This window comes from Methylobacterium sp. AC433 (assembly GCF_979253015.1).
In genome coordinates, this window is the sequence record NZ_CEEDBN010000001.1 from 663587 (window position 1) to 676210 (window position 12624).

The 12624-nt window shown below is 71.2% G+C and carries 14 protein-coding genes and 1 tRNA gene; 7 read left to right on the forward strand and 8 right to left on the reverse strand.

From position 1 onward, the window contains the following. The first annotated feature begins 9 nt into the window (after positions 1-9). Entirely contained in the window at positions 10-198 is a 189-nt protein-coding gene (locus tag AC0IWM_RS03240) for a hypothetical protein (protein WP_056477823.1), read from the forward strand. Positions 199-219: 21 nt separating this feature from the next. Here the strand turns inward: AC0IWM_RS03240 and AC0IWM_RS03245 are convergent, their stop codons facing one another. Further along, the gene (locus tag AC0IWM_RS03245) at positions 220-1554 is read right to left on the reverse strand and encodes an adenylate/guanylate cyclase domain-containing protein (protein ID WP_471753038.1); all 1335 of its coding nucleotides are present in this window, start codon (positions 1552-1554) and stop codon (positions 220-222) included. A gap of 78 nt (positions 1555-1632) precedes the next feature. Further along, entirely contained in the window at positions 1633-2118 is a 486-nt protein-coding gene (locus AC0IWM_RS03250; protein ID WP_056477827.1) for an MmcB family DNA repair protein, read from the reverse strand. Between the two features lie 120 nt (positions 2119-2238). On the opposite strand from AC0IWM_RS03250, the gene AC0IWM_RS03255 reads away from it, so the two are divergent. Further along, positions 2239-2754: a hypothetical protein gene (locus tag AC0IWM_RS03255; protein ID WP_471753039.1), complete on the forward strand. Its 516-nt coding sequence runs from the start codon at positions 2239-2241 to the stop codon at positions 2752-2754. A gap of 6 nt (positions 2755-2760) precedes the next feature. On the opposite strand, the gene AC0IWM_RS03260 is transcribed toward AC0IWM_RS03255, so the two are convergent. Beyond that, positions 2761-3546, reverse strand: a complete 786-nt coding sequence (locus AC0IWM_RS03260) for a cobalamin-binding protein (protein ID WP_471753040.1) — start codon at positions 3544-3546, stop codon at positions 2761-2763. A gap of 6 nt (positions 3547-3552) precedes the next feature. Next, positions 3553-4074: a DedA family protein gene (locus AC0IWM_RS03265; protein WP_471753041.1), complete on the reverse strand. Its 522-nt coding sequence runs from the start codon at positions 4072-4074 to the stop codon at positions 3553-3555. A 151-nt stretch (positions 4075-4225) separates the two neighbouring features. Here AC0IWM_RS03265 and pdxY point away from each other — a divergent pair, with 151 nt between their 5' ends. The 3 genes from pdxY to AC0IWM_RS03280 are packed head-to-tail and all read left to right on the forward strand — an operon-like array spanning position 4226 to position 6728. Beyond that, a complete protein-coding gene (gene pdxY, locus AC0IWM_RS03270; RefSeq protein WP_056477832.1) occupies positions 4226-5074 on the forward strand; it encodes a pyridoxal kinase PdxY in 849 nt (282 codons plus the stop codon). Between the two features lie 48 nt (positions 5075-5122). After that, positions 5123-6019, forward strand: coding sequence for a PhzF family phenazine biosynthesis protein (locus tag AC0IWM_RS03275; protein WP_471753042.1), 897 nt, complete (start codon positions 5123-5125; stop codon positions 6017-6019). Then, complete coding sequence (locus AC0IWM_RS03280; protein WP_471753043.1) at positions 6012-6728, forward strand: NUDIX hydrolase; 717 nt, start codon at positions 6012-6014, stop codon at positions 6726-6728. The genes AC0IWM_RS03275 and AC0IWM_RS03280 overlap by 8 nt, the downstream gene beginning before the upstream one ends. On the opposite strand, the gene AC0IWM_RS03285 is transcribed toward AC0IWM_RS03280, so the two are convergent. Together AC0IWM_RS03285 and AC0IWM_RS03290 are read right to left on the reverse strand one after the other, a co-directional pair. Further along, the gene (locus AC0IWM_RS03285) at positions 6719-7048 is read right to left on the reverse strand and encodes a hypothetical protein (RefSeq protein ID WP_471753044.1); all 330 of its coding nucleotides are present in this window, start codon (positions 7046-7048) and stop codon (positions 6719-6721) included. The genes AC0IWM_RS03280 and AC0IWM_RS03285 overlap by 10 nt on opposite strands. 189 nt (positions 7049-7237) lie before the next feature. Further along, the gene (locus AC0IWM_RS03290; protein WP_471753045.1) at positions 7238-7723 is read right to left on the reverse strand and encodes an SRPBCC family protein; all 486 of its coding nucleotides are present in this window, start codon (positions 7721-7723) and stop codon (positions 7238-7240) included. Positions 7724-8284: 561 nt separating this feature from the next. Between AC0IWM_RS03290 and AC0IWM_RS03295 the strand changes: the two genes are divergently transcribed. Continuing rightward, entirely contained in the window at positions 8285-9862 is a 1578-nt protein-coding gene (locus tag AC0IWM_RS03295; protein ID WP_471753046.1) for a 2-isopropylmalate synthase, read from the forward strand. 103 nt (positions 9863-9965) lie between these two features. Continuing rightward, positions 9966-10041 (forward strand) — tRNA-Lys (locus tag AC0IWM_RS03300). 805 nt (positions 10042-10846) lie between these two features. On the opposite strand, the gene AC0IWM_RS03305 is transcribed toward AC0IWM_RS03300, so the two are convergent. Both AC0IWM_RS03305 and AC0IWM_RS03310 read right to left on the reverse strand, forming a co-directional pair. Then, on the reverse strand, positions 10847-11764 hold the full coding sequence (locus AC0IWM_RS03305; protein WP_471753104.1) for an alpha/beta hydrolase: 918 nt from the start codon (positions 11762-11764) through the stop codon (positions 10847-10849). Then, the gene (locus AC0IWM_RS03310; RefSeq protein ID WP_471753047.1) at positions 11764-12420 is read right to left on the reverse strand and encodes a hypothetical protein; all 657 of its coding nucleotides are present in this window, start codon (positions 12418-12420) and stop codon (positions 11764-11766) included. Before AC0IWM_RS03310 ends, AC0IWM_RS03305 begins: the two co-directional genes overlap by 1 nt. Positions 12421-12624: the final 204 nt, after the last annotated feature.

The following is a 12624-nucleotide window of genomic DNA, read 5'->3' on the forward strand; positions in this document are numbered from 1 at the left end:
GGTGTCCCGATGAACCAGACAGTGAAACCGGACCGTCCGATCTGGCCCTCCGTCCCGGACGATGTCCCGTCGCCGCAGACCACACGCCCGGAGGCCCCGGTTCCCGAGATCGATCCGGCGATCCTCGAGCGGCCGAAGCTCGACGAGGCCGCGAGCCAGCGCGTCGGCTTCGAGGGCTTCGGGTCGTTCTCGGGCTGAGCGGACGGAAAGCGCCCCGGCTCACGCCAGGCTGGCGACCGGCTGCTCCGGCGCCGCGACATCCTCGGTCCAATCCACGGCGAACAGCACCATGTCGCGGGTGTCGCGGCACTCCGACGGTGGCATTCCGGAGAGTCGCAGGACCGCACGCGTGGCGGGCGAGAGCAGGCGGATGACTTCGTCCGAGGCCGCCAGGGTCAGGTCGGCGGCCTTCGCCCGGGCCTCGATCCGCGCGAGGCGGTTCATCGCCGTGCCCAGCACCGTGAACTCGGCGCGGTGCCCGTCGTCGAAGACCCCGACCAGCACCTCGCCGGCATGCAGCGCCATGGTGACGCGCAGCTCCGGGCGCCCGTCCCGGCGCCGGTCCCCGTTCAGGCTCACGAGGCGCGCGACGATGGTCCGGGCGCAGGCCAGCATCGCCTCGGCCTGGGCCTGCGGCCGACCGACGATGAACTGCGCCAGGATGCCGTCGCCCACGTACTTGTCGACGATGCCGCCGTGCTCGCTCACCGCCACGTGGGTCAGGGCGCGGATATCGAGCAGGGCCCGTACCACTTCCTCCTGAGCCTGATCCCGGGAGAAGGCCGAGAAGCCGCGCAGATCGAGGCCGAACAGGCCGGCATGGCGGGACTGCACCGCGCCGACCCCGCCGCCGCTCTCGGCGAGTTCCCCCGCCACCCGGCGCGGCACGAAGCGCGCGAGGCTGGTGCGTTCCCGCTCCATCCGCAGGGCGGTCGTCACCGCCATCTGCAGGCGCCGCACGCCGTCGATCACCACGAGGCTCGCGGCCAGGAAGGTGAGGAGCCCCGGAACCTCCTCATCCAGGGTGACGTGCGGACCGAGGAGGGCACTCTCGGGGGCGAGGTAGGCGAGGAGGATCGTGCCGCCCCAGGCGAGGCTCACCAGCCCCGAGAAGACGGCGGTGTGCCAGACCCGCATGCTGAGCCCTGTCTGGAGCAGGAGCAGGAAGGCCGGCAGCCGGCTCACCGCGGTCGCGGTCTCCTCGGTCTCCACCGCGCCGACCAGCATATGCTCGACGATGAGGAACAGTGCGACGCCGGCATTCAGCAGGGTGGCGGTCCAGGCCAGCCACTCCCTCCCGGGCTCCGTCCCGACGTCGCGGCGGGACGCGCGCCAATCGGCGATCCCGAGGCCGAGGGAGAAGACCGCGTAGATGCCGAGGCCGATCCAGTGATGCGCGGAATGGCTCGAACCGTCGTAGCCCTGGGCGGTGGCCAGGAGCACCAGGACGATGACGAAGTAGAGCGCCAGAGAGCGGCGGCCCGAGGCGGCCTGGAGCCGTCGCAGGATGGTGGGATCGCCGTCGATGGGACGGCGACGAGAGGGCAGGCGCATGATGTCGGCCGTCGCTGAGTGGAGCGTGGCTCCTTATCATGCCGGGCCGCCGGCGCAGCGGCGGCGATTCGCCATGCCTCAGAGCGCGCCTTCGCGGATGGCGCCGGGATCGGCCAGCGCGTGCAGGAGGCGCGCCGCGCTGTGGGCGAAGCGCAGGGTCACGGCCTTGCGCCGGGGGCCGCTCAGGGGATGGTCCGCCGGGTCGCGCAGGATCGCGGCGCCGAAGGCGTCGGCGACGATGAGGCCGGCATCCTCCGGGGTCAGGGTCGTGGAGAGCGTCTCCGGGATCGCGAAGTAGAAGCGATCGCAATAGTCCCGGTAGTCCGGCCATTTCCGGTCGGCCCGGAAGTCGGCGACGCTGGACTTGATCTCCACGATGGTGAGGCGTCCGGCCGGACACAGGGCGATGACGTCGGCGCGCCGGCCGTTCGCCAGGGAGAATTCCGGTATGGTGACGTGGCCGAGTTCGGCGAACAGGCGCCGGACGCCGCGCTGGACCTGGAGCGCGGTCGCCGACTGACGCCGGTCGGGCGGAAGGATCACGGACGCGAGGGCTGCTGACATACGGCTCTGATGCATCGGAACGGTGTCCCGAATCGGGACCGTCGCCAGGAAATCAGCCGCCGCGCGGCTTGTCACCTGCGACCCCTTTGCAGCCGCCGGGGTGGAGCGGAGGCCCGGTTCGTGGCACCCATCGCGGCGGAGCCGATACGGGGGGAGGCGGGTCTGCCGGAGAACGGAATCGCAGTTCGGGCTGCTGAGGCGGCCCGGGTGTCGCGCGAACTGGAGCGGCTGGAGGCGCTGGCCGCACGGCGGCGCCTGCGGGTGCGCCTGCGGCGGGCCGCGCGTGGCCTCCTCGGCGGCGGCGCGACCCTGGCGGCCCTGATCAAGTTCAAGCTCGCGGGCTCCCTGGCGCTGAAGTTCGGGATCGCCGCGCTGGTGGCCCTCGGCCTCGCCTGGCCCTTCGCCGCCCTGGCGGTTCTGCTGCTCGTCGGCTTCGTCGTGTCCCTGGTGAGCCTGTTCGAGGGCGGTGCCCTCGACTGTCCCGACGCTGCGTCCTGCGACGGCTGCGAGCGCCGGGAGAAGCGGGCCGCCCGCCTCCGCCACCTCATCGCCCGGCGCCGGGCCTGGCTCACGGCCCCGTCGGGACCGGCCCCGAGCGCGCGCCGGCGCGAAGCCGACCCCCTGCCGGCCGCGTGAAACGCCTCAGGGTCCGTCCCGCAGGGCGGCGCGGATCGCGTCGAATCCGTCCGTGAGGGCGGCGGGTCCCGGCTGGAGGATGAGCGGCGACTTGATCTCGTGGATGCGCCCGGCCGCCACGGCCGGGATCGCGTCCCAACCCGGGCGGGCGCGGATGCGCTCGCGGTTCACCCGCTTCCCGCACCACGAGGCCAGGATCACGTCGGGCCGTGCCGCGATCACCGCCTCCGGGCTCACGATCCGGTCCCGGGCCGCCGCCTGTCGGCCGAGCTCCGGGAAGACGTCGTCGCCGCCGGCCGCCGCGATCAGGTCCGAGACCCAGCCGATGCCGGAGATCATCGGCGCGTCCCATTCCTCGAAATAGACGCGCGGGCGCGGCCGGCCGGCGCTCTCCAGCGCCGCCTCGGCGATCCGGTCGGCGAGCCGCGTCGCCAGCGCGTCGGCCTCGGCCGGCACGCCGGTCAGCGCGCCCACCGTCCGGATCATCGCCAGGCAGCCGGACAGGTCGCGCTGGTTGAACAGGTGCACGGCGATACCGGCCCGGGCGAGGTCGGCCACGATCTCCGCCTGCAGGTCGGAGAAGGCGAGGACCAGGTCGGGAGCCAGGGCCAGGATCTTGGGCAGGTCGGCGCTGGTGAAGGCCGAGACCCGCGGCTTCTCCCGCCGGACCCGGGCCGGGCGCACGGCGTAGCCCGAGACACCGACGATGCGGTCCGCCTGGCCGAGGAGATAGAGCGTCTCCACCGTCTCCTCCGTCAGGCAGACGATGCGCTCGGGCGGAAACCGGTGCACCGCGCCTCAGCCCTTCAGGTAGCCGAGGAGCCCGGCCCCCGGCGCCAGCATGAGGAAGGCCCAGGCCAGGGCCGAGGTCACGTTGGCGATCTGGAACGGCAGGCGCTTCACCCCGAACACCCCGGCGATCAGCGGCACCACGGCCCGGGCCGGTCCGATGAACCGCCCGATCAGGATGCCGCCGGCCCCCCACTTGCGGCAGAACTCCTCGGCGCGGGCCACGAGGGCGGGATAGCGCCGCATCGGCCACATCTGCTTGGCGCCTTCCTTGTAGTGGTGCCCGAACTCGTAGGAGACCCAGTCGCCGAGTGCCGCCCCGAGGGCACCGGCGAGCATCACCGGCCAGAACGGGATGCCGATCGACCCCATCAGCGCGCCGATGCCGAGGAGCAGGAAGGTGGCGGGCACCAGCAGCGACAGGAAGGCCAGGGACTCGCAGAAGGCGAGCACGCCGACGATCAGCGGCGTCCAGCCCTGGTTCGCCTCCACGAAGGCGAGGGTGCTGGTGCGGATTGAGTCGAAGTCCATGGGGCTCGCTTGAGGTTCGGCGCCTTCCTGTGACCGAGGGCGCGGATCGGGGCAAGTGCGCGGCGCGCCGGTGGGGGTGCGTCGGGACGGAAAACCGGGTTAAGGGCTGGCGCCACCGCTGCTTCGCCGCGCGACCTCGGGAGATTCCGCCATGAACATCCTCTCGATTCAGTCCCACGTCGCCTTCGGCCACGTGGGCAACGCCTCCGCGGTGTTTCCGATGCAGCGCCTCGGCGTCGAGGTCTGGCCGATCCACACGGTGCAGTTCTCCAACCACACCGGCTACGGCGCCTGGCGCGGGCGGGTCTTCGACGGCCCGGCGATCGAGGACCTCGTGGCCGGCATCGCCGAGCGCGGCGTGCTCGGGACCTGCGACGGGGTGCTCTCGGGCTACATGGGCTCGGCCGATATCGGCACCGCCATCGTGCGGGCGGTGGCGTCGGTGCGGGCGCTCAACCCGCAGGCCCTCTACGCCTGCGACCCCGTGATGGGCGACACCGACCGCGGCATCTACGTGCGCCCGGGCATCCCCGAATTCATGCGCGAGCAGGCGGTGCCCGCGGCCGACATCGTGACCCCCAACCAGTTCGAGCTGAACCACCTCTCGGGCCTGCCCACGGGCACCCTCGCGGAAGCCAAGCGCGCGGTGGCCTCGGTCCAGGCGCTCGGACCCCGTGTCGTCCTCGTCACGTCCCTGATCACGCACGACACGCCCGACGACGCCATCGACCTCCTGGCCGGGGAGGGTGGCCATTTCTGGCGCCTGCGCACCCCGCGCCTGCACCTCGACGTGAACGGCGCGGGCGACGCCATCGCGGCCCTGTTCCTGGTGCACTACGCCCGGACGCGCTCGGCCGCCCTGGCGCTGGGCATGGCCGGTGCCTCGGTCTACGGCCTCCTGCGCCGCACCGCCGAGGCCGGCTCGCGCGAGATCCTCACGGTGGCGGCCCAGGACGAGTTCGTCACGCCGAGCGAGACGTTCCCGGTGGACACCGTTTAAGGTGATCCGTCGCTCAGCGCGACGCTCGCAGAGCCCGGAGACCCCGCCATGCCTCGCCGCTTCGTGACCCTCGACGTGTTCACCGACACGGCGCTGACCGGCAATCCCCTCGCCGTCGTGCTCGATGCCGAGGGGCTCGACACCGCCGCGATGCAGGCCCTGGCGGCCGAGTTCAACCTGTCCGAGACGGTGTTCGTGCTACCGCCCGAGGCGCCGCGGCACCGCGCCCGGATGCGCATCTTCACCCCCGCCTCCGAACTCCCCTTCGCCGGGCATCCGACCCTGGGCACCGCCATCCTCCTCGCCCTGCGCGACCAGCGGGCGGGACTCGCCGACGCGATGGCCTTCGGGCTCGAGGCCACGCTGGGGACCCTGGCCTGCGTCGTCGAGCCCGGCGAGGGGCGCGGCACCGGGCGCTTCAAGATGCCGGTGCTGCCGGAATACCTGGGGGAGGGGCCCGAGGCGGACCTCGTGGCCGCCGCTCTGGACCTGGAACCGGGCGAAATCGGCTTCGCCCGCCACGCGCCGAGCCGGCACCGGGCGGGGCCGGCCTTCCTGTTCGTTCCCCTCGCGAACCGGTCGGTTCTCGACCGGGCCCGCGTGGCGCCCGCCGCCCTCGACGCGCTCGGGTCGCCCGCGGCGCTCTATTGCTATGCGCCCGATCCCGAGGGGCTCGGCCATCGCTATCAGGCCCGGATGTTCGCGCCCCATCTCGGCGTGCCCGAGGACCCCGCGACCGGCTCGGCGGCGGCGGCCTTCGCCGGCGTGATGATGCAGTTCGAGCCCCTCGGCGACGGCGAGCACGACATCGTCCTGCGCCAGGGCGTGGCCATGGGCCGCCCGAGCACGATCGGGGTCCAGCTCGTCATCGAGGCCGGCGCCCTGCGCTCGGTGGAGATCAGCGGGGCGGCGGTCCTGGTGAGCGAGGGCACGCTGCTTGTCTGACGGCTTCGCGCTGACCCCGCTCCGGCGGATCGAGGCCCGGCTGGTGCCCTCCGACTGGGCCTGGGCCCGCGACCATGCCGGGGCGATCGCCGAGACCTGGGCGGCCCGGCGCGCCGAGCGGCCGGATCTGTTCGACGGGCGGGTGCTCCTTGCCCGCGATTGCCGCATCGACGGATCGACCTGTCTCGTCGACCTGTTCGAGGTCGCGTATTCCCAGTTCCTCGCCTTTCGCCTCGCCGGCTCCCCGGATCCGGCCGTGACCAACGCCTTCGCGGCGGTGGTGCCATGGAGCGCCGACGGCGCGGCCCTCCTCGGCGTCATGGGCGGACACACCGCCAATGCCGGACAGATCTACTTCGCCTGTGGAACCCCTGACCGGGCCGATATCCGCGACGGCGGCCGCGTCGACCTCGCCGGCAGCGCCGGGCGGGAGTTCCTGGAGGAGACGGGCCTCGCCCTGCCGCCCGACGCACCGGACGCGTGGGTCCTGGTCTCGGGCCAGAGCCAGCGCGCCTTCCTGCGCCCGGTGCGCTTCGCCGAGACGGCCGCGGCGCTGCAGGCCCGGATGGAGGCACATCGCCTGAGCGAGGCCGCGCCGGAACTCGCCGGCTTCGCCGTCGCGCGCGGACCGGACGACCTCGATGCCGCCCGGACGCCCGGCTTCGTGCGGGCCTACCTCGCCCGCGCCTTCGCGGAAGCTCAGCGGTAGCCGTAGCGCGCCTTGGCGGCCCCGAGCAGGCTCAGCGCCTCGCGCTCGCGGCCGCCCGCGCAGGCATCGGCGGCGTTGCGCAGGTCGGCGCTGAAGCGTTCGCCCACGGGCGGGTTGAGATTTCCGGTCGCGACATCGCTGTCGACCACCGCCTGGGTGCGGGCGATGGCCGGGCCGCAGCCATTGCCCTGCGGCAGCGGCGCCGCGACCACGGGAGCGGCGGCGATGGCGGCCGCGGGCGGCGCCGAGGCGGTCGGCTTGCAGGCGCCGAGCAGGGCGGCGGAGAGAAGGGCGGCGACGGCGAGGCTGACCCGGGACACGGCGGCTCCTGACTGTAACCGTGCCGGGACACGGCACAGCTTGATCCGGGGCGGTTTTGCGCCGTGCGCCACGGCCGGTCAATCGGGCGGGGCCGATCGAGCCTGCGAGGGGAGGGCGGCCGGGAGGGCCGCCCTCGGTCTCGATCCGGTTCCGTGGATCGGTTTGCTCGGATCTCCTTGGACTTGGATCTACTTGGACTTGTCGGCGATGGCCTTGAGGCCCGAATCGTAGATGCCCGAGATGGCGTCGACCGCGACGGCGTCCGGGGCGCCCTTGGCCTTGAAGCTGCCGGTCCAGTTCACCGTCGAGCCCGAACCCTTCGGCATCACCGAGATCGTCGAGGAATAGTCGCTCACCGGCAGCGGGCCGGAGACGATGGCGTAGGTGTAGGACATCGCCTTGTCGTCGCGCTTGGTCTGCGATTCGACGATGGTGCCGCCGCCCTTGAGGCTCAGGGTCCGGAGGGTCTTGCCGCCGTCCTGCGACAGCACGCACTTCTCGATGGCCGGATGCCACTGCCCGATGCCGCAGAAGTCGCCGATCGTCGCCCAGACCTTGGCCGGAGGCGCGGCGACGTCGATGGTCTTGGCGGCATCGAGTGCCAGCACCGGCGCCGTTCCGGCGAGCAGGGCGAGGGTGGGCAGGGCCAGGGTGCGCGACAGCATCCGCGACATGGTGGGGGATTCCTTCCAGTTTTTTCTTGCGTGGACGGACTGATTTCGCCGCCGGATCGTATTCGATCCGTCAGCGAAGCTAGGCGGAGCGGCCCCCACGGCAATGCGTTCGACACAAACGATCGCGAATTCCGTCGATACCTTGTGGGGAACCGGGCCCGACGGCCGGATTCGGTCCCCTTCGGTGGCCGGGAGGGGCACGGCGGCCGCGCTGCCGAACCTTGTCAAGCCGGCGGCCAGCGGCTAGGTACACCGCCTTCGCAAGCGTTCGCGTGCCGTCGCGGCGCGCCCTTGCCCCTCGGGAGAGACGAGCCTTGGCCAGCGCCGGCTCCACGCGCAGCACCACCGACGCCGCCTTCGCGGCCGCCCGGTCGCGCGCGTCTCTTGCCGCCCTGCTGCTCCTTATCCGCCCCTGAGGGCCGTCCGGGCGCGTGCGCCTGGGCTCTCAGGGGCGTGCCGTTCGCGAAGGCCGGCGCCGGTACCGTGGCGTCTGGCCCGGACCCCTTCGATCTTCAGGGCGCCGCGTCCCTTCCCGGACCGCGCCGCGACAGGACATCCGCCATGACCACCTTACCGAATCCGGCCCCCGACGCCCGCGCGAAGGACCGTGTCCTCATCTTCGACACCACCCTGCGCGACGGCGAGCAGTGCCCCGGCGCGACCATGACCCTCGACGAGAAACTCGCCGTCGCCGAGTTCCTCGACACGATGGGCGTCGACATCATCGAGGCGGGCTTCCCCATCGCCTCGCACGGCGACTTCGAGGCCGTCGCCGAGATCGCCCGACGGGCCAAGCGCGCCACCATCGCGGGCCTCGCCCGCGCGATCCCGGCCGACATCGCCCGGGCCGGCGAGGCGGTGCGGCAGGCCAGGCGCGGCCGCATCCACACCTTCGTGTCGACCTCGCCGATCCACCTCGCTCACCAGATGCGCAAGTCCGAGGACGAGGTGGTCGAGATCATCCTCAGGACCGTGTCCCAGGCCCGCGACCTCGTCGAGGACGTGGAATGGTCGGCCATGGACGCGACCCGCACGCCGATCGACTACCTCTGCCGCTGCGTCGAGGCGGCGATCCGCTCGGGTGCCACCACCATCAACCTGCCCGACACCGTGGGCTACGCCACGCCCGACGAGTACCGCCGGATGTTCCAGGACGTCCGGAACCGGGTGCCGAACGCCGACAAGGCGATCTTCTCGGTGCATTGCCACGACGATCTCGGGCTCGCCATCGCCAACTCCCTGGCGGGGGTCGAGGGCGGCGCGCGCCAGGTGGAGTGCACCATCAACGGCATCGGCGAGCGCGCCGGCAACGCCGCCCTGGAGGAGATCGTCATGGCGATCCGCACCCGCGGCGACGTGATGCCCTACGAGACCGGCATCGAGACCACGATGCTCACCCGCGCCTCGAAGCTCGTCAGCCACGCGACCAACTTCCCCGTGCAGTACAACAAGGCGATCGTCGGCCGGAACGCCTTCGCGCACGAGAGCGGCATCCACCAGGACGGCATGCTCAAGCACACCGAGACCTACGAGATCATGACCCCGGCCTCGGTCGGCGTCGCCAAGACCTCGCTGGTCATGGGCAAGCATTCGGGCCGGGCCGCCTTCCGTTCGAAGCTGGACGAACTCGGCCTCGTGCTGAGCGACAACCAGCTCCAGGACGTGTTCGAGCGCTTCAAGGCGCTGGCCGACCGCAAGAAGCACGTCTACGACGAGGACATCGAGGCGCTGGTCGACGAGAACCTCGCCACGGCCCATGACCGCATCCGCCTCGTCTCCCTGTCGGTGATCGCGGGCACCAGGGGTCCGCAGCGGGCGACCCTCAAGCTCGACATCGACGGCCGCGTCGTCACCGAGGAGGCCGACGGCAACGGCCCGGTGGATGCGGTGTTCAACGCGATCCAGGCCCTGGTGCCCCACGCGGCGGATCTCGAGCTCTATCAGGTCCATGCGGTGACCGAGGGTACGGACGCCCAGGCCGAGGTCTCGGTACGCCTGAAGAGCGGCGAGCGCAGCGTCACGGCGCGTGGCGCCGACCCCGACACCCTGGTCGCCTCGGCCCGCGCCTACCTCTCGGCCCTCAACAAGCTCGAGGCCTGGGCGGTGCGCCTGCACGCCCAGAGCCCGGCCTCGGTTTAGCCGAGAAAATAGCGCCCCGGGGGTGGACACCCCCCGGGGCGTTTGCTATCAGCCCCCTCGTCGGAGCGGACTTGGTGGGCCGCAGCGACCGCCGCAAGGCGTTGGGTGCATAGCTCAGTTGGTAGAGCAGCTGACTCTTAATCAGCGGGTCCAAGGTTCGAACCCTTGTGCACCCACCAAAATTTCACAAGAACCCTGACAGTTAGTAAGTGGCGCCAGGGCGCCATCTTATTTTGCCTTGAGCTAAACAAGGCTTTTTGCCTAGTTCTGGACGCTGGAAAATCCCCCTCTTTTCCGTTGGTACTGCTGCTGTTCGGCTCTGATATTGATTCCGGGGCGTGGCAATGACGTGCCTTCGTGCCTGCCGAACCTGAGGGTTCGAATCCCTCCGTCTCCGCCATCTACCCCAATCCGCTGTAAGCCATTGGCAAACAAGCGGATTTTTCTTTGCCTAAACGCATATGACCCCGATTTGACCCCGCCGCTAAAGGGGGTCGAAAACCCTGGTCCGTGAAAGGCTGCGACCGCGGTCGACATCTCTCGACCTCAAGCGGGCATTGGACCGGCACTGGTATGCTCAGGGCTTCAGTCCGAGACAGAATCGATAGCCCTCGCTGCCGCCGCCTGTGAGGTTGGTATAAGCCGTCGGTCCGTCGACGCGGATGGTCAAGCGCTGGGTCTCTCTCCTGTGATCCGGTCCGCCATACTGCCGGCAGGATTGCTCGATTTCGAACACGTTTCCCTGACGGGATACGACGTGGGCTCGACAGTCCCCCCTTGGAGCTGCCGATGCCGTGGCCGACGTAGGTCCGGAGGGCGACGTTCGGCGGGTCCTTGCAGTCCGTGCCCACCTCCACGTAGGCGCCATGGCGAAGCGGCAGGGTGTCAGCCTTCGCCTGACCGGCGAGCACGATCAGCGTGCAGGCGGATAGGGTTCGCAGTCGCGTCCGAGTCATGATCGTCTCCGTGTCGGTTGTCGGAACGTCAGGTCGGCGCGCCGACCGTTTGCAGCCAAGCCTCGTACCAGCCCGGCCACTGCGTACTCGGCGTGCCCGGCCGGCCCATGCCGAAGGCGTGGCCACCGCTCGCAAGGGCGTGCGCCTCGACCCGCACGCCGGCGCGCTCGCAGGCTCGTGCCATGATCCGGCTGTTGGCGATGTCCGAGACCATGTCGTCCTCGGCCTGCGCGAGGAACACCGGCGGGCAACGGGACCGGACATGGGTCTCGACCGACCAGTCCGCGCTTAGGCCTGGGTCCGGGTGGCGGCCGACAAGTTGCACGCGCGTCGACGTATGATCGTAGGGCGGCTCCAGGGTGATGATCGGGTAGATCAGGGCCGCCGCGTGAGGGCGGGCCGGCTGGGCATCGATGACGTCGGCCGGGCGATAGGACGCGAATGCGGACCGCGCCGCGGCCAAGCCCATCAGGTGGCTGCCGGCGGAGAAGCCGAGGACACCGATCCTGTTCGGATCGAGGCCGTAGGCGGCAGCCCGCGAGCGGATCAAACGCAGGGCGCGTTGGGCGTCCTGAAGCGGCGCCAGCGGGCCCTCGGCCCAGCCCTCGCGTGGCAGGCGATAGCTCAGGACGAAGGCCGTGACGCCGCGCGCCGCCAGCCACCGGGCGGCGGGGCGGGCCTCCTTCTCCATCTCGATGCGCTTGTAGCCGCCGCCGGCCGCGACCAGCATGGCGGTTCCGTTCGGCCGGGCCGGCGCGAACACCTCCAGGCCGGGAACGGCGACGTTGCTGACGGCGCCCCGTCCGTCAGTGGCAGGCGGTCCCTCGGGGCCGCCGCCGCCCGGAGGCGTTCCGGTCCAAAGCCGCAGCGTTGCGGTCTCGGCGGCGGCCCGGCCCGCGGCCAGCACGGCGGCGGTGCCGAGGATCAACGAACGGCGGTCGACGATCATGGACGTACCGGTCCGGACAGCTGCGGCGGCGTGCCAGCCGCAGGCCGTGACGGAACGTCCGCCGCGGCGCGCGGGCTACCGAACAGGCGGTTCAGATGACCGAAGTAGACCGGCTGCTTCTCCCCGAGCTCCTCGCGGGTGAAGGGTTCGCGCGCCAGCCGACCGTGCAGGTAGACGCTCGCGGTCATCGCGAAGAACTCGCCCGGGTTCTTCAGGACATATGCGCCCGCCGGGTAGAACCCGCCCGCCCTGGCCCGTCCGTAATAGGTCAGGATGTCCGCGTTCCGGTTCCCACCGGGCAGCATCCGGAAGTGGTAGACGTGCATGTACTCGTGCAGCAGGATCGGGCGGTCGTCGTTCGGGTCCGAGACGGCGATGGTGACGCTGTCGCCGCCACTATAGTGGCCGCCGGCGTTGGCGCCGTTCTGCACCACCACCGGGAAGCGCCGCAGGAAAGCTTTGGTGCGCGCATCGAGCCCGGTGGCCTCGACGAGGTCGACTTGGTGCTCGGCCGCTCGCCGCAACTGGCCGAGCTCCGCGTTCGGGACATCCGGACCCATCTCGATTCGGTAGCCGCGATAGGTCTCGCCGCCGTCGTCGAAGCGGAGCGTGCCGGTCTCGGCCGCGCGCGGGCCCGCGTGGGCTGTCCCCACCGTGGACGGCCATCGCGCCGACCACCGCGAGCGCGGTTACGGCATGCCAGAGCGGGGATGCCAGTTGGGCTGGAGCCGTGTGCTTCTTGCCTCTCGTCTTCGTCGTGGCCCCTTCGGGACCTCGGCTTCGATCCGGGCACCGTCGCGTCCGGACCGTTCCCGGATGTGACGGGATGCCCGTGCCGTGTAACGTTTTGTGACAGC

Coding starts and splice junctions, on each gene's coding strand:
- pdxY (WP_056477832.1), top strand. CDS start 4,226: ATGAACATCCTCTCGATTCAGTCCCACGTCGCCTTCGGCCACGTGGGC.
- AC0IWM_RS03275 (WP_471753042.1), top strand. CDS start 5,123: ATGCCTCGCCGCTTCGTGACCCTCGACGTGTTCACCGACACGGCGCTG.
- AC0IWM_RS03245 (WP_471753038.1), bottom strand. CDS start 1,554: ATGCGCCTGCCCTCTCGTCGCCGTCCCATCGACGGCGATCCCACCATC.
- AC0IWM_RS03250 (WP_056477827.1), bottom strand. CDS start 2,118: ATGTCAGCAGCCCTCGCGTCCGTGATCCTTCCGCCCGACCGGCGTCAG.
- AC0IWM_RS03290 (WP_471753045.1), bottom strand. CDS start 7,723: ATGTCGCGGATGCTGTCGCGCACCCTGGCCCTGCCCACCCTCGCCCTG.
- AC0IWM_RS03295 (WP_471753046.1), top strand. CDS start 8,285: ATGACCACCTTACCGAATCCGGCCCCCGACGCCCGCGCGAAGGACCGT.
- AC0IWM_RS03240 (WP_056477823.1), top strand. CDS start 10: ATGAACCAGACAGTGAAACCGGACCGTCCGATCTGGCCCTCCGTCCCG.
- AC0IWM_RS03265 (WP_471753041.1), bottom strand. CDS start 4,074: ATGGACTTCGACTCAATCCGCACCAGCACCCTCGCCTTCGTGGAGGCG.